Origin of the sequence: Posidoniimonas corsicana, assembly GCF_007859765.1 — a bacterium.
Taxonomy (GTDB): domain Bacteria; phylum Planctomycetota; class Planctomycetia; order Pirellulales; family Lacipirellulaceae; genus Posidoniimonas; species Posidoniimonas corsicana.
The window spans coordinates 1,594,027-1,609,966 of record NZ_SIHJ01000001.1 but is presented as its reverse complement, the minus strand read 5'-3'; the positions used below and the strand labels follow the sequence as shown (position 1 = coordinate 1,609,966).

The following is a 15,940-nucleotide window of genomic DNA, read 5'->3' as shown; positions in this document are numbered from 1 at the left end:
CCAGCCGCCAATCCCGTCACTCACTCACGCGGTTGTTCCGCTGGGCGGCCTGCAGCTTGCTGATGTCCGCCGGCGTTAGCTCGGGGCGGTCGAGCTTAAGCGTCAGCTTGTGGAGCTTGCCGGTGAACTCGAACGGGACTTGGTAGACGCCGTCGTCGACCGGCGTGCCGGTGTCAGAGCCGATGTCGAAGGTCTCGTCCCACTGCAGGATCAGCGGGATAGTCCGCTCCATCTTGAGTGACGCCGCCTCCTGGCCGTCGACTCTGAGCACGCCCGTGCCGGGCTGGCCGATGCCGCTGAGGCTGTTGAACGCCAGCGTGCCGGCGCCGACGCCGTCGTACGTGAACTCGAACTCCACGACATGCCGGCCGGCGGCGAGGGGCTGTTTGGCCTCCCACCGCTGCCGCTCCAGGTCGACCAGGTTCCAGGTAAACACCGGCTTGCCCTTCAGCAGGTATAGGCCGTAGCCGCCGAATCGGCCGCCGGAGGTCAGCAGCACGCCCTCGCCGCCCCCCTCGGGGACCTCGATATCGGCCGTGATCTTGTACGAAGTGTTGAGCAGCAGGGGCGAGTCGCCCTGCGGCAGGCCGGTCATCGGCACGGTGTAGGTGAACTCGGTCCGCCCGGCGGTGATGTTGGGCCGCGGCGCCACCAGACGCGTGGCGACCGACGCGTCCAGCGGCAGCACCTGATACTTCTCGGCCTCCTGGAGGAACAACCGCTTCATCTCGGCCAGCTTCTCCGGGTGTTCGGCGGCGACATCGTCGTACTGGGTCCAGTCCTTGGACAGGTCGTACAGCTCCCACGTTACGTTGTCGTACGGGTCCTGGTTGACCGCGCCGACAATCTCCCAGGGCGGACGCACCACCTTGGTGCTGGCGATCCAGCCGTCGTGGTAGATGGCGTGGTCGCCCATCATCTCGAAGTACTGCGTCTTGTGGGTCGACGGCGCGTCGGCCTTTTCCTTGCTGAACGTGTACGCGAAGCTGACGCCCTCGATCGGCGCCTGCTGGATGCCGTCCACCTCCTGCGGCGCGGGGACGCCGCAGGCCTCGAGGATGGTCGGGACCACGTCGATCACGTGGTGGAACTGGTGGCGGACGCCGCCCTCGTCGCCGATGTGGCCCGGCCACGACACGCACATCCCCTGTCGGACGCCGCCAAAGTGCGACGCCACCTGCTTGGACCACTTGAACGGCGTGTCCAGCGCCCACGACCAAGGCACGGCCATGTGGTTGTAGGTCTGGTCGCTGCCCCAGACGTCGTAAAACTCCTTGAGCTGCCGCTCGACCGGCACGTCGACGCCGTTGAACGAGGCCACCTCATTGGGCGTCCCCAGCAGCGTGCCCTCGACGCTGCCGCCGTTGTCGCCGCTGATGTAGATGATGAGCGTGTCGTCCAGCTTCCCCATATCCTCCACGGCCTGGATCACGCGGCCGATCTCGTGGTCGGTGTAGGCCAGGTAGGCGGCGTAGACCTCTACCTGCCGGATGAACAGTTTCTGCTCGTCCGACGTGAGCTGGTCCCACTGCTTGAGCAGGTCGTCAGGCCAGGGGGTCAGCTTGGCGTCCTGGGGGATCACCCCCAGCTTCTTCTGGTTGGCGAAGATCCGCTCGCGGAGCTTGTTCCAGCCCTCGTCGAACAGGCGCATGTCGCGGATCTTCTCGATCCACTCCGGTGTGGGGTGGTGCGGCGCGTGCGTGCCGCCGGGCACGTAGTAGCAGAAGAACGGCTTGTTGGGGTCGATCTGGTTGACCTCGTTCAGCCACTTGACCGCGTCGTCGGCCATGGCGGTGGTGAGGTTCCAGTTCTCCTTGCCAACGTACGGGTAGATGGCGGTCGTGTTGCGGTACAGGTTCGGCTGCCACTGGCTGGTGTCGCCGCCGACAAAGCCGTAAAAGTACTCGAAGCCCATCCCGATCGGCCACTGGTCGAACGGGCCGATTTGGCTGGCGGTGAAGGTGGGGGTGTTGTGGTCCTTGCCGAACCACGAGGTCGCGAAGCCGTTGTCGAGCAGGACGCGGCCGATGGTCGCCTTGTCCTTGGCGATGATGCTGTTGTAGCCCGGGAAGCCGGTGGACTGCTCGGAGATCACGCCAAAGCCGGCCGAGTGGTGGTTGCGGCCGGTGATGATCGCCGCGCGGGTGGGCGAGCAGAGCGATGTAGAATGGAAGTTGGTGTAACGGAGCCCGGCCTTGGCGATCCGGTCGAGCGACGGCGTGGGGATCACGCCGCCAAACGTGCTGGGCGCGCCGAAGCCGACGTCGTCCGTCATGATCAGCAGCACGTTGGGCGCCTGCTTGGGGGGCACGATCCGCGGCGCCCACCACGCCTTCGACTCCGCCGCGTTCTTTCTGATAACGCCGCCAAACTTGGGGTCGGGGGCCGGCAGTTGATTGCCGGGGATGGTGGTAGTGGCGCTGGGCGAGCCCGGCGCGTCCTCCTGGCCCCGCACTCCGTCGACCAGCAGCCCTGCGCCGCAAGCCGCTACCAACGCCAACGCCCACCGGCGACCGACAATCCAACCGGACATGACTTCCCCTTTCAACGACGATGTACCCTCAATGTTCCGACGCTGCTGGACCAAACCAAGAATCGGCCCGGCGGCAGCGCGATTATGGGCGCGGGTTGGTCGCCGGGCAACCATCTTTTCGAGAGCAGGTCGGAGGCGCCACGCGACTCGGCGCGCCCAAACGGCCATCTGGCACAACCATCGGCCCCGCTCCCCGCGGAGAACGGCCGTTCGCCTGCAATGACCGCCTTTTTTCACTCGGGCGAGCGGGCTGGTAGAATAAAGGTTTGGCCGCTGGCTTGCCCACATTGATGACCTCTTTGGCTGGTTCGAACGATGGCAGAGGACGCTCGAGAACGCGGGGCGGGCGGGTCGCCCGACGACGACCTGTACGCAGCGACGCGGCTCTTCGAGCCGGAGAACACGCTCTCCCGCGAGGAGGAGGACATCGCCTTCGCGGCGCAGCTGCTCAACTCCGGGCTGGTGAATGACCGCGAGATCAGCGCGGCGGTATCCGACTGGTCGATGCACGGCAGCGTGCGGCTGGCGCAGCACATCGAGCGGAAGTCCCTGCTGACCGCCGAGCAGATCGCCCGCCTGCAGCAGCAGGCCTCCGCCCGAATCGACCGCGCGCGGCGGAGCATCGCCGCGGGTTCGCAGTCGCCCTCGGCCGGCAAGAGCATGATGCTGGCGACGCTGGAACGGCTGGACGGTTCGGGCCGCGTGGCCAAGCTGTTCGGCGTGACGCTCGCCGCCAGCGGCGCCGACCAGCACGCCCGCGTCTCGCAGGGTCGGTACGAGATCATCCGCAAGCTGGGCCAGGGCGGGCTGGGCCGGGTGTGGCTGGCCCGCGACACGAACCTTAACCGGCACGTCGCGCTGAAGGAGATCAGCCACGCCGCAGAGGCCAGCTCGGTCGCCATCGAGCGGTTCCGGCACGAGGCGGAGATCACCGGCCGACTGGACCACCCCAGCATCGTGCCGATCTACCAGCTCGGCGAGGACGCCGACTCCGGGCGGGTGTTCTACACGATGCGGTTCTTGGGGCGTTCCACGCTGCAGGACTCGATCAGCGAGTACCACGAGCGGCGCGAGGCCGGCGACGACGACCCGATGCTCCTGCGGCACCTGCTGACCGCGTTCGTCAGCGTGTGCCACGCCATCGGCCACGCCCACTCGCGGAAGGTGATCCACCGTGACCTGAAGCCCGAGAACGTGGTGATCGACAGCTTCGGGCAGGTGATCGTCATCGACTGGGGCCTGGCCAAGGTGATCGGCGACGCCGCGACCGCGAGCCTGACGGACTCGGCCGGGCCCGACAGCGCCGACCGGACCAGCGAGGGGCAGGTGCTCGGCACGCCGCTGTACATGGCGCCGGAGCAGGCGGCGGGCCGGCTCGACGAGCTGGACCACCGCACCGACATCTACGGGCTGGGTGCCATCCTGTTCGCAATCGTGACCGGCTACGCGCCCCACGAGAAGACGCAGCGCGAGGCGATCGACTCCGGCGACGGCGCGCGGGGCATGATCAGCGCCATCGCCGCCGGCGCGCCGCCCGCCGCGCACGACGCCAACGCCGACGCCGACCCCGTGCTCGAGGCCATCTGCCGCAAGGCGATGGCCCGCCGCCGGTACGCCCGCTACCAGGCCGCCGCCGAGCTGGCCGAGGACGTGCAGAAGTGGATGGCCGGCGAGCCGGTGTCCGCCTACCAGGAGACCAACTGGCAGCGGGCCAGCCGCTGGGTCGCGCAGCACCAGCGGATGTCGCAGTCGCTGCTGGCGGCGGCCATCGTGGCGCTCGTGGCGTTGACCACGCTGGCGATGTCCGCCCGGCAGAGCCGCCTGGCCGCGGTCGACGCCCGCTACTCGCAGCTGGTCGGCGACGTCCGCGAGGTGGAGCTCCAGCTCGAGGGGATCGCGTCGGAGCTGTCGAAGGACGCAAGGTTCATCGCGTCGCTCCCGCCGATCCAGGGGATCGTCAACGCCCGCAACGGCGTCGACGGAGACGACGAGCAGGTCTGGCGGACCCGGCTCGAGACCATCTTCTCCGGCATGCTGCGGTCGAACCCCGACTACCTGGCCCTGTCCTACGAGGCCCAGACCGGCGAGGGCGCGCAGGACGTCGTGCGGGTGGAACGCAACCCGTCGGACCGTTCGCTGGTGCGGGTGCTGCCCGCCAGCCGTCTGAAGAGCGTCGCGGACGACGCGCTGATGTCGGTGGTCGGAGCGTTGGAGCCGGGCGATGTGCGGTTCTCGCTGGCGCCCCGCGCACGCCGCGCCAGCGCAGGGTCCTCGGTGGCGGAGCGACTATCCGTGGCGACCCCCGTGTACAACGACGCCACCGGCGAGCTGTTCGGGATGGCCGTGATCGAGACCGACGTCGCCAAGCAGGTCGCCGACGCGGTGCTCGGCCTGGGCGCCATCGACTGCGAGATCTTCGTGGCCGACGGCGAGGGTCAACTGCTGGTGTCGGCGGACGCGGACCGGGGGGTGCGTGTGGCGCGTGAAGGGGAGTCGATCCCGGACCTGCCGGCCGCGGTGCAGCAGGAGATGGCGCAGGAGCACGAGCCGTTCGACCTGCGTCGGGATGGCGAGTTTGTCGCGCAGCGGTTCTACGTCGACCCCACCGGCCGCGGGCTGATGATCTTCGGCCGCCTGCCCGAGTAGCCTCCGCTCCGCGTAGCGAGCGGCCGCGTCGGCTGGCATGCTACTACCCGCCCTTGATGGTCTGGATCTTGCCGTCCGGCCCGTGCCGCAGGGGGCTGACCTTGACGCTCCGCAGGTGGGTCTGCCCGCCGGAGGGGACGCTGTCGTGGTGGAACAGATGCCACTTGCCCTCGTGCTGCACGATGCTGTGGTGCGTGGTCCAGCCCAGCACCGGGGTCAACACCACGCCCTGGTAGGTGAATGGGCCGTACGGGCTGTCGCCGGTGGCGTAGCAGATGCGGTGGGTGTCGCCGGTGGAGTATGAGAAGTAGTAGCGGCCGTCGTGCTTGTGGACCCAGGCGGCCTCGAAGAAGCGGCGGTCGTGGTCGCCGGCGTCGAGCGGCTTGCCCTGGCTGTCGACAATCACCACGTCGCGGGGCGGCTCGGCAAACTCGGTCATGGACGGCGCCAGCTTCGCGACCTTCGCGCACAGGGCCGGCGTGCCTGGGGTCGGCTCGCTCGGGACTGGGGCGCGATCGGACACGATGCGTTGGTTGTCGCGGTACTGCTGCAGCTGGCCGCCCCAGATGCCGCCGAAGTACAGGTAGTACTCGCCGCCGTCATTGAAGACGGCCGGGTCGATCGAGTAGCTACCCTCGATCGGTTTTGGGTTCGCCTTGAACGGCCCCTCTGGCCGGTCGCCGACCGCGACGCCGATCCGGAACACGCCCTCGGGGTCCTTCGCGGGGAAATACAGGTAGTACCGCCCGTCCTTCTCGGCGCAGTCGGGCGCCCACATCTGCCGCTCCGCCCACGGGACGTCCTTCACGTCGAGCGCCACGCCGTGGTCCGTGACCGGGCCGTCGACCGAGTCCATGGAGAACACGTGATAGTCCCGCATGTCGAAGTGGTCGCCGTTGTCATTCTGTTCAACGCCCGACTCGATGTCGTGCGACGGGTAGAAGTAGAGCCTGCCGCCGAACACGTGGGCCGACGGGTCGGCCGTGTAGATCCCCTTGGTCAGGTACCGCGGCTCCTGGGCCTGCGACAAAGCGGAAACCGAGGCTAGCGTGAGGATTGCGACAGAGAGTGTGGACGGGCCGTGAGAGTTCATGCGACAGTCTGCCGGTTGCGGGGAAGAGGGAGCGGCGCGTCCGACAGCCGAACGGCCGCCGGAATGACTGGGGCCAGTCTACTCGATCGACGCGGGCCGTGCACGGCAGTCGCGGCGGCGCCTGCCACCGTGTTCAGGCGCCGCGTCGGGCGCTACAATCGCCAGCACAGTACCTTTGGTTAACTCATTTCCCGGCGGGAGGAAATCGGATGGCGTTGCACGACAAGGGCGCGGTGCGGGAGAACCTGGAGGACGACATCTACGCGTCCGCCGACCTGTCCGTGCGGATGCCCAAGTACAGGTTCCCCCAGGACGAGCACAAGGCCCGCCACGCCTACGCCATCGTGCACGACGAGCTGACGCTGGACGGCAACTCGCGTCAGAACCTGGCCACGTTCTGTCAGACGTGGGTGGAGCCCGAAGTCGCCCAGCTGATGAGCGAGTGCCTAGACAAGAACATCGTCGACAAGGACGAGTACCCCCAGACCGCCGAGGTCGAGGCCCGCTGCGTTCACATGCTGGCCGACCTGTGGAACTCGCCCGCCGAGGCCAACACGGTCGGCTGCTCGACCACCGGCTCCAGCGAGGCGGCCATGCTCGGCGGCATGGCGATGAAGAGGCGGTGGGAGGCCAAACGCAAGGCGGAGGGAAAGCCGATCGACAAGCCGAACCTGGTCACCGGACCAGTGCAGGTCTGCTGGCACAAGTTCGCGCGCTACTGGGACATCGAGCACCGCGAGATCCCGATGTCGCCCGACCGGCTGATCATGACGCCCGAGGAGGCGCTCAAACGCTGCGACGAGAACACCATCGGCGTGGTGCCGACGCTGGGCGTCACGTTCACGTGCCAGTACGAGCCGGTCAAGGCGGTCGCCGACGCGCTCGACAAGCTGCAGTCGTCCAGCGGGCTGGACATCCCGATCCACGTCGACGCCGCGAGCGGCGGGTTCCTGGCGCCGTTCTGCGCGCCGGAGCTGGCGTGGGACTTCCGCCTGCCGCGGGTCAAGTCGATCAACGCCTCCGGCCACAAGTTCGGACTGGCGCCGCTCGGCGTGGGCTGGGTGATCTGGCGCGAGGCGTCCGACCTGCCGGACGACCTGGTGTTCTGGGTGAACTACCTGGGCGGCAACATGCGCGACATCGCGCTGAATTTCTCACGCCCGGGCGGGCAGGTCGCCTGCCAGTACTACAACTTCCTGCGGCTGGGTCGCGAGGGCTACCGCAAGGTGCACTCCGCCTGCTACCAGACCGCCCAGTTCCTGGCGTCTGAGATCGCCAAGCTGGGCCCCTTCGAGGTCCTCTACGCGGGCGACATGCACCAGGGCATCCCCGCGTTGAGCTGGCGGATCAAGGAGGGGACCGACCCGGGCTTCAGCCTGTACGACCTGGCCGACCGCCTGCGTTCCCGCGGGTGGCAGGTGCCCGCGTACTCGCTGCCGGCCGACTGCCAGGACCTGGTCATCCAGCGGGTGCTGGTCCGCCACGGGGTGAGCCGCGACCTGGCCGGGATGCTGCTGGCCGACATCAAGCGGGCGCTGGAGCACTTTGAGCAGCACCCCACCCACGCCGCGATGACCGCTGCCGAGGCTTCTGGATTCCACCACTAGGAGCAGCCGATCCCCGACTCCGAAGAACCTTTGCCCGCCAATCCCGATGCCTCCCACGACCAGCCTCCCTGCGTCGAGCGGGCCGGCGCGTGGCCGTTCACCACGCGGCGCGTGCACCGGATGCCCAGCGGCGAGCTGCGGGCGTGGAGCTCCCGCCACGACCGCAAGCGGCTCGCAATCCCTGGCGAGGCCCCGCCCTGGCGGCCCTGGGCGCCGCGTCTGTGGCTCCCGCGGAGCCTGAACTGGTGGATCGGCGGCGTGTTCGCCGTGGGGGCATCGTTGTTTGTTGTGGGTAGCCTGCTGACATTGGCGCCGGGGTGGGCCGATCGGCTCGCGCTCACGCCGGCCGAGGTGAACAGCGTCTACTTTGCGGGTTCGATCCCGTTCACCGCCGCGGCCTACCTTCAGCTGTGGCAAGCGGCAAACACCGGGGGGCCGCCGCGAAGATTCTTTGGCTGGCGCCCGCGAGACGCGGGCTGGCTGTCCTGCGCGCTGCAGTTTGCCGGCACGGTGCTGTTCAACCTAAACACCTTCGACGCGATGCTGCCCGGACTCGGCTGGTTTGCGCAGGACCTGCTGGTGTGGACGCCGAACCTGGTGGGTTCGGTTCTGTTCTTGGCCTCGGGCTACCTGGCTTACATCGAAGCCGGCCACGCCCACCTGTCGTGGCGGCCGCGGGACCTGTCCTGGTGGGTGGTCGCGGTGAACCTTCTCGGCTGCTTCGGGTTTATGGCGTCGGCTCTGCTGGCGGCCGTTCCGCCGGGGGCGGATGGACCTTGGGCCTCAACGCCGTCGGTTGTGTGGACGCTGTTCGGCGCCGTCGGGTTCCTGATCGGCGCACTCTTGATGCAGGTCGAGGCGGCCCAGTACGAACGGCCCTAGCGCCCGCCGCTCGCCCACGCCTTGTAACGCTCGCGGTACCCGTAGCCAAAGTAGTCGATCGAGAACTCGTTGCGGACCTTCTGCTTCTTGAAGATCTTGATGATCCGACCGCCGGTCCACGCCGCCATCGACTCCTCGCGTGCCTGGGCCATGCGGTCCCACAGGATCGCCCGCTCGTCGGCGGTCATCTCGGGCACCATCCCCAGGTACGCGTTGTACGTCCGCTCGGCGCCAGGCGAGCGGGTGTAGCGGTCCATCAGCTCGGTGGCCTTCTCTTCGCCCACCTCCGCCCGCAGGTCGCGCAGCAGGCCTTGGATCTGCGGGGTGAACTCCGCGTAGATTGGGTCGATCTGCTCGGTCGCGATCGCGAGAGCGCGGAGCTCGTCCTTCTCCTTGCCGTCGGCGTTGCTGCGGGCGGCGTCCCAATCGGCCCAGGCCGCGTCGAGCCGGTCGTCCACCTGCTGGTGCCACGCCCAGACGCGGGCGAAGTGCTGACTGACGAGCGCGGCGACCCGGTCGGTCTGGGCGTCGTCTTCAAGCTTGAGGCCCTCGGCCAGACCGCGGCCCTTGCGGTCGACGTCGCGCTGCACGTCGGCGGGCAGCTTGGGGGTCCACCACTCGGGCACGTCGCCCTGATCGATCGACCGCTGCGCATTGGCGGCGACGGCGGCGGCGGACTCGGCCCGCGCATGATTAGAGGTCAGCGCGAGCATCAGGATGAAGAGGAGGGGCAAAGCGCGCCTGGACATCGCGGACTCCGGTGGGGTGCGGGGAGGGGTACGCCATCGTACCCCCCGCCCCACCGGGGGCGCCGCGCGGTCGCGCCCGCTTTTCGGTCACGCCGCCTCGGCACTGTGACTTGCGCCTATCTGAGGCGTGCCTTTAGCCTAATAGTCGCCCATCAGGTCGAAGCGGTCGACCACCTGCGCGGGCTCGGTGTTCTCACCGTCAGATTCCTTGCGGGCGTCGCGACGCTCACGCTTTTCCTTCGCCTTGCGTTTCTTTTCTTGCTCGCGACGCATCTTCTCAAACGTGTTCTGATTTTTCGCCAAAACGGTTGTCCCTAAGGGGTTAGCAGTGGAACGGCCGGCCACACGCCGGCGGCGTCATCAAAAAAGCCGCCCGGCAGCCAAAGCGGCGCCGGGCGGCTTTGTGTCTTCTCGGTTGAATCGGCTAGATTAGCCAATCACCTTGACGTTCTCGGCGCGGGGACCCTTGGGGCCCTGGCCCTCGGTGTACTCGACCGACTGCCCCTCGCGGAGGTCGTCAAAGTTGGCGCCACTGACCGACGAGTGGTGGAAGAACAGCTCTCCACGATCGCCCTGAATGAAGCCAAAACCCTTTTCCGTCAACTTCTTGATCGTACCCTGTGACACGACACAGCTCTCCTAGCACGTAAATCGAAGATCGAATCGAGCGAAGCCCGCGTCGCCGTGCTGTACGACCGGACCAATCGGCGACGCCCTCACACGCGGGCGACGGTCACCGAGGAGAGCAAACTGGTCCGGCACCCGGCGGGGCGGAACAACATCCGGGGGCGGCGCGTCCTAGGGATCGGTAGCCGTCCAGCGAAAGGTCGAGTCGAAAAGAATTGCCGTGGGCTGGTCGACTTTCGTCGTGGTTTAGGGCCCGGCCGGCGAAGCGTCTCGCTTCGGCTTTACTTCCTGAGTACCGGAAGCGTAGTTCAGCCGGGCGGTCGCTGTCAATGCCCCCACGGCGTTCAGCCGCCGTCCATCAGGAGCGAACAGCCGGCAGAAGCGGAAAAAACGGATGCTAGCGGGGCTTTGCGGGCGCCGCGAAGCTCTCATCCCGCATCGCCTGAAAGCCCGATTCGGTCAGGGAGTACCCGCCGGCCCGACCTTCTGGCACAACCATCTCCTTGCTCTCCAGCAACGCCAGCCCGTCGCGGTGCCGGTCGAGGGCGGGGCCCCAGAAGCAGAGCATCTTGTTGGGGGTCATCAGGAACTGGCGGAAGGTGGCCAGCGTCTTCTGCTCGGGGGGAGACAACAATTCAGGGCCTCATTCGTTTCGGAGGACATCGCACAACCGGCGCCCCGTCGGCGCCGCAACCCGGGGCCAACCCAATCCCGCTGCGGAGGGGGGGGCCAGCGAGAGCAAACTGCGTCAGCGACCAGCACGGCCAACGCAACATCCGGGGAGCGGCCTGATCCTCAGGGGCCGCTCAGCGAAGGGTCGATTCCGAAAAGAAGTGCCGGACTACGCCGCCTCCAGGGCGGCGCTTCCGACGCAGCGTTTCGCTACGGCTTTACTTCCCAAGTACTCTAAAGCCTATCCCTTTCACCCCACGGCGTCAAACTCCCAAGGCCGGTCGCGCGGCATAGAACGCTGTGAACCGAGCTCCCCGCATTGCCGTAAAGCGGCTATGCGCGCCGGCCGCACCGTTACCGTCTACGTCCCCACGCTCGCGGAGTGGTCGCTGGGGATGATCTGCCTGTCGGTTGCGTTTGCGATCACCAGCCATGGCGGAGTCCTTGGACACGGCCGCCCGAACTGTGTGTCCGCCCGCGTGGTTCACGACGGCCTGGTCGCGGGATGCCTGTCATTGAACGGTGCCGGCGTGGTGTTCGTAGGCGCTGAGGTGGACTCCGGCTACTGGAGCCCCGCCGCTAGCTGGACCGAACGAGCCGATGGGCACTGGTGCGGGTTTGCTGTTCCGCCGTTCGGTGGCCTACATCAACCCGGCGGAATAAACCTCCACGTGAGCACCCGCGCGGCCTCGTGGGAGTGCTCGTACGTTGTCACAGCACTGATCTGGATCGCGGTCTGGCTGATGGCGCGGCGCGGTGCGTGCTTTGGGGTCAAGCAGTCATTGGTGGCCACGTCGGTTGTCGCTGTCGTGTTCGCGATGATCGGCGCCGGGGTCGCGCTGCCCCTGGTGTTGCTGCTTCACCTGAGCACGGCAACACTACTGGTGGCGGTCGCCATCCGGCTAGCCCGGTACGCGCTGGCACAGATGAACCTGCCGTGGCCGCTAGGCGTCAATGGGCAGGATGGCGGGGCCGCCCCTCCTTCCTCCAACCGAGAGCCTCCAGACCGCCCGCAACCGCCACCGCCCAATGACGCCGCGCCCCCCAGCAGCCGCTTACCTGAATCCGTGCAAGTCGATTGACTCGACGAACGTCGATGTCGCCCGGGTCGCGATGGATCTACGCGGCGTGGATACGTTCGCCACCATCGACGCTTGCTTCCGGTTCGTGCGTGACGAGGTCCAGCACAGCGGCGATTACCGGCGCAACCCGGTCACCTGCTCGGCGTCGCAGGTGCTGCTGCACCGCACCGGATACTGCTACGCCAAGAGCCACCTGCTGTGCGCGCTGCTGCGGGCCAACGGCGTGCCGGCTGGACTGTGCTACCAGCGTCTCTGCATCGACGACCACGGTCCGCCCTGCTGCCTGCACGGGCTCAACGCGGTGTGGTTGCCCGACACGGGCTGGTTCCGACTCGACCCACGCGGCAACAAGGCCGGGATCGACGCGCGGTTCGAGCCACCGGCGGAGCGGCTCGCATTCATTCCAAGGCTGTCCGGCGAGCGCGACCTGCCGGGTGTGTTCGCGCGGCCGCTGCGGCAGGTGGTTGCGGCTCTCGAGCGGCACGACTCGTGGGATGCGCTGCTGGCCAACCTGCCGGACGGAGAGTGGGACAAGTATTCGCTTCCGAACGATTAGCCGGCCCGGCTAGAACATCCACGAGCCTTCCATCTCGAGCAGCCGGCGCTTCATCGCCACGCCCTGCGGCGCCGAGAAACCGCCCAGCCGCCCGCCGGCGCCCAGCACGCGGTGGCACGGCACCGCCAGCGGGGTCCGGTTGCCCGACATCACTGACCCGACGGCCCGTGCGGCGGCGGGCCGGCCCGCCTGCTTGGCCAGCTGGCCGTAGCTGCGGGTCTGCCCGTACGGGATCGCCGCGCACGACCGCGAGACGAATTTACCGAACGGGGTGAGGTGGTCGCGGCAGACGGGAATCGCCTCGAGCGACAGCGGCTCGCCCGCTGCGTAGCGTTCCAACAGGTCGACCCACTCGGCGACGGCGTCGGGCGGAGCGGTCGACGTGTCGGGCCCGATCGACGCTGGGTCGTCCGCACCCAATCGGCGCCGCGCGGCGGCGGCCGAGGTGTGTCCAAACACCAACGAGGCGAGCGTCCAGACCCCGCCCCGCGGCGCGGCGGCAAGGGCCATCCAGCCCAGGTCCGTGGGAAAGCAGGCATGGCAGGTTTCAACCGTCACGACCGTCACGGGGACCTCCAGTCGGGTGGTGCGGGGCGCCCGCCGGCGTGGTTTGCGGCCTTTGACACCCCGAGAACGCCGATCGTATACTTGCCGGAGGGCGGTTGGCAACCTGCGCAGTTTGGTTCCAACCTGGCAATGACGCCCCTCGCGACGCGGCCACACCCCGCGGCGCCAGCAACCGAACGGATACCGCACCCCAGCAGCGAAAGAGGTACTAGCGGCATGAACCCGTATGCTTCGCTAGCCGATGACTTCTACGTCAACATGAACCTCAACACGGAGATGGAGCTCTCCAACAGCCGTGAGACGCTGCTGCACTTTGCCGAGCAGATGCAACGCAAGTACCCGGAGATGCGGAACTTCTACGGGCGGGACAAGGGCGACTTTGTCCTCGAAGGGGACAAGGACAGCGGCGTCTACCGGTGGTGCTCGCTGGAGCCGCGGCGGGTCGCGTCCGGGCACGTGAACCCGGACAACGTTCAGACTGCCTACGAGCAGCACGTGCACGCCCTGGAGCTGGCGCCCTACGGGCTGTCAATCAGCGGGCTGGACTGCGAGGCGCTCGACTTCCTGATGGGCTTCGACTTCAACTACCGCGGCAACCACAACGCGCTGGTGGCCGAGGCGATCGGCGTGCCGCCCGGCTTCGCCAAGGCGACCCAGATGCCCGGCGCGTCGTTCATCAACTTCGAGCCCAACCTGACGTTCGCTGTTGACGAGGACTGCCGCCTGCAGTGCCGGCTGAGCGTCGAGAACCGCACCACGCCGTACCACATCCGCACGGGCGAGTTTCAGGAGGAGCAGCTCAGCGTGTACGTAACGGCCCGGCGGTACGGCAGCCTGGACCCCGGCATGACGTTTGTCGACGCGCTCAAGCAGCTCAAGAAGCTCTGCCTGGAAGTGGTGGACGACTACGTCGCCGGCGAGGTGCTCGAGCCGCTCGCGCGGGCGATCGCGATGGAGTAGTTTGCGACCGTTCGAGTTCAGCCATCAGGCTTGAGGCACAGGCTGGGCACGCTGTGGTGTGGGCTCCAGCGGCCGCGTCACCTGCGTTAACACAATCGAGCCGTCCATGGCGCCGGCCATGGGACCAAATCAGAAAGAGCCCTGCAGGGATTCCCCTGCAGGGCTCTGTTCGTTTCTCGCTTAGCCGCTCCCACGGCTGGCGCCGTGGGCTCTGGCGCACGCGCTAGGCCGCGGCTTCCAGCGGGTCGTAGCCCTCGACCAGCTCGGCGCCCTCGGGCACGAAGCTGTTGAGCATCTGGCTGCGGACCGGGTTCTGCAGCTTGCTGACGGCTTTGGCCTCGATCTGGCGGACCCGCTCGCGGGTCACCTTGAAGATGCGGCCCACTTCTTCCAGCGTGTAGCTGTAGCCGTCGGCCAGGCCGTAGCGGAGGCGGATGATCTCTCGCTCGCGGAAGGTGAGGGTCTTGAGCAGCTCCTCGATCCGCTCACGCAGCAGGCCGTTGTTGGCCAGCTTCCAGGGGTTCTCCACAGCGTTGTCCTCGACGAACTCGCCGAAGCTGCAGTCGTCGCCGTCGCCGACGGGGCGGTCGAGGCTGACCGGGTGGCGGCCGATGTCCAGCACGCGCTCGGTCTCTTCCAGCGGGATGCCGGCGGCCAGGGCGGTCTCTTCGGTGGTCGGCTCGCGGCCCATCTCCTGCTGCAGCTGCTTGGCCGTGTTGCGGAGCTTGGTCAGCACGTCGATCATGTGCACCGGAATACGAATCGTGCGGGCCTGGTCGGCGATCGCCCGGGTGATCGCCTGGCGGATCCACCACGTGGCGTAGGTGCTGAACTTGAAGCCACGGCGGTACTCGTACTTATCAACCGCACGCATCAGTCCGGTGTTGCCCTCCTGGATCAGGTCCAGGAACGACAGGCCACGGTTGCGGTACTTCTTGGCGATCGACACCACCAGCCGCAGGTTGCCGCTGGAGAGCTGCCGCTTGGCGCCCTCGAAGTCGGCGAACTGGCGCCGCAGCTGGCTGGCCCGCTTGCGGAGGCTCGACGGGCTCTCCAGCGTGCGCCGCATGAGCTGCAGCAGCTCGGCGCGGACGCTGGCGATCTTGTCGGCCGGCGCGCCGGTGGCCTTGAGCTCACGCAGCTCGCGGGTGACGTCGTCCATCCGCTGGGCGTACTCTTCGAGCTCGGCGATCAGCGGCGTGATGCGGCGGCTGCGGAGGCTCAGCTCCTCGACGAGAACCAGCATCTTCTCGCGGCGGCGGAGGTAGCGGGCGCGGGCCTCGGCCTTGACCTCGTCACTCTGGCGGTGGTCCACCATGGCCGCGAAGTCACGACGCTGCAGGTCCATCAGGCCGCGGAGCGACGCCAGGTTGGCCGGCATGCGGGACGACACCTGCTCCTTGGTCAGCCGCTCGGTCAGCGAGACCTTGATCGTGCGGTCGAACGGCAGCTCGCCGGAGTGCACCTTCTCGAGCGTCTTGACGGTGGCCTCCAGGGCGTAGAACGAGCGGAGCAGGTTGCGGCGGAACCGCTTGCGGGTCAGCTCGATCTTCTTGGCCAGGCCGATCTCCTCGTCGCGTGACAGGAGCGGGATCTCCGCCATCTGCGACAGGTACATGCGGATGGGGTCGCTGTTGCCGCTGGGCAGCACGTCCTGCAGCAGGTGCGAGCGGTCGCCCTGCTCGCTGGCGCGGGTCTCGGCCAGGGCGGGCGGGGGGCACTCGTCGTCGAGCTCGATGCCGAGGCCGTCGAGCACATTCAACAGGGCCTCGATCTTCTCGACGCCCTCGGTCTCGTCCGGCAGGTAGGGGAAGACCTGTTGGTAGGTGAGGCGGCCGGTGGACTTGGCCAGGTCGATCAGGTCGTTCAGCGTGGTGGCTGCTTGGGTCATATCGCTTCGACTCCTCCGCACTTCCTGTGCGTTTAAGTGAGGTGACGCTCCACACGGTCGTCGCGCGCCGCACGG

At 67.7% G+C, this 15,940-nt stretch carries 14 protein-coding genes; 6 read left to right on the top strand and 8 right to left on the bottom strand.

Annotated features, from left to right (window positions below):
* Window positions 1-16: 16 nt before the first annotated feature.
* Complete coding sequence (locus tag KOR34_RS06220; protein ID WP_146563180.1) at window positions 17-2,533, bottom strand: arylsulfatase; 2,517 nt, start codon at window positions 2,531-2,533, stop codon at window positions 17-19.
* Window positions 2,534-2,848: 315 nt separating this feature from the next.
* On the opposite strand from KOR34_RS06220, the gene KOR34_RS06215 reads away from it, so the two are divergent.
* Window positions 2,849-5,179 (top strand): serine/threonine-protein kinase, encoded by a 2,331-nt coding sequence (locus KOR34_RS06215; protein ID WP_146563178.1) that lies wholly within the window; start codon window positions 2,849-2,851, stop codon window positions 5,177-5,179.
* 43 nt (window positions 5,180-5,222) lie between these two features.
* Here KOR34_RS06215 and KOR34_RS06210 read toward each other — a convergent pair whose 3' ends face one another.
* Window positions 5,223-6,272 carry a glycoside hydrolase family 43 protein gene (locus tag KOR34_RS06210; RefSeq protein ID WP_146563176.1) on the bottom strand — a complete coding sequence of 350 codons (1,050 nt, stop codon included), beginning with the start codon at window positions 6,270-6,272 and terminating at the stop codon, window positions 5,223-5,225.
* A gap of 209 nt (window positions 6,273-6,481) precedes the next feature.
* On the opposite strand from KOR34_RS06210, the gene KOR34_RS06205 reads away from it, so the two are divergent.
* A complete protein-coding gene (locus tag KOR34_RS06205) occupies window positions 6,482-7,879 on the top strand; it encodes a glutamate decarboxylase (RefSeq protein WP_146563175.1) in 1,398 nt (465 codons plus the stop codon).
* A 30-nt stretch (window positions 7,880-7,909) separates the two neighbouring features.
* Entirely contained in the window at window positions 7,910-8,761 is an 852-nt protein-coding gene (locus KOR34_RS06200) for a hypothetical protein (RefSeq protein WP_146563173.1), read from the top strand.
* On the opposite strand, the gene KOR34_RS06195 is transcribed toward KOR34_RS06200, so the two are convergent.
* The 4 genes from KOR34_RS06195 to KOR34_RS06185 form a co-directional block, all read right to left on the bottom strand.
* Entirely contained in the window at window positions 8,758-9,510 is a 753-nt protein-coding gene (locus tag KOR34_RS06195; RefSeq protein ID WP_146563171.1) for a DUF3826 domain-containing protein, read from the bottom strand. The genes KOR34_RS06200 and KOR34_RS06195 overlap by 4 nt on opposite strands.
* 138 nt (window positions 9,511-9,648) lie before the next feature.
* Window positions 9,649-9,813: a hypothetical protein gene (locus KOR34_RS26460; RefSeq protein ID WP_197531188.1), complete on the bottom strand. Its 165-nt coding sequence runs from the start codon at window positions 9,811-9,813 to the stop codon at window positions 9,649-9,651.
* Between the two features lie 126 nt (window positions 9,814-9,939).
* Window positions 9,940-10,137, bottom strand: coding sequence for a cold-shock protein (locus tag KOR34_RS06190; protein WP_146563169.1), 198 nt, complete (start codon window positions 10,135-10,137; stop codon window positions 9,940-9,942).
* Between the two features lie 397 nt (window positions 10,138-10,534).
* On the bottom strand, window positions 10,535-10,771 hold the full coding sequence (locus KOR34_RS06185) for a hypothetical protein (protein WP_146563167.1): 237 nt from the start codon (window positions 10,769-10,771) through the stop codon (window positions 10,535-10,537).
* 373 nt (window positions 10,772-11,144) lie between these two features.
* On the opposite strand from KOR34_RS06185, the gene KOR34_RS06180 reads away from it, so the two are divergent.
* Both KOR34_RS06180 and KOR34_RS06175 read left to right on the top strand, forming a co-directional pair.
* The gene (locus KOR34_RS06180) at window positions 11,145-11,891 is read left to right on the top strand and encodes a hypothetical protein (protein ID WP_146563165.1); all 747 of its coding nucleotides are present in this window, start codon (window positions 11,145-11,147) and stop codon (window positions 11,889-11,891) included.
* Window positions 11,839-12,447, top strand: a complete 609-nt coding sequence (locus tag KOR34_RS06175; RefSeq protein ID WP_146563163.1) for a transglutaminase-like domain-containing protein — start codon at window positions 11,839-11,841, stop codon at window positions 12,445-12,447. Before KOR34_RS06180 ends, KOR34_RS06175 begins: the two co-directional genes overlap by 53 nt.
* Before the next feature lie 9 nt (window positions 12,448-12,456).
* On the opposite strand, the gene KOR34_RS06170 is transcribed toward KOR34_RS06175, so the two are convergent.
* Window positions 12,457-12,957, bottom strand: coding sequence for a methylated-DNA--[protein]-cysteine S-methyltransferase (locus KOR34_RS06170; RefSeq protein ID WP_146563161.1), 501 nt, complete (start codon window positions 12,955-12,957; stop codon window positions 12,457-12,459).
* Window positions 12,958-13,230: 273 nt separating this feature from the next.
* Between KOR34_RS06170 and KOR34_RS06165 the strand changes: the two genes are divergently transcribed.
* Window positions 13,231-13,974 (top strand): hypothetical protein, encoded by a 744-nt coding sequence (locus KOR34_RS06165; RefSeq protein ID WP_146563159.1) that lies wholly within the window; start codon window positions 13,231-13,233, stop codon window positions 13,972-13,974.
* A 223-nt stretch (window positions 13,975-14,197) separates the two neighbouring features.
* On the opposite strand, the gene KOR34_RS06160 is transcribed toward KOR34_RS06165, so the two are convergent.
* Complete coding sequence (locus tag KOR34_RS06160; protein WP_146563157.1) at window positions 14,198-15,865, bottom strand: sigma-70 family RNA polymerase sigma factor; 1,668 nt, start codon at window positions 15,863-15,865, stop codon at window positions 14,198-14,200.
* Window positions 15,866-15,940 lie beyond the last annotated feature (75 nt).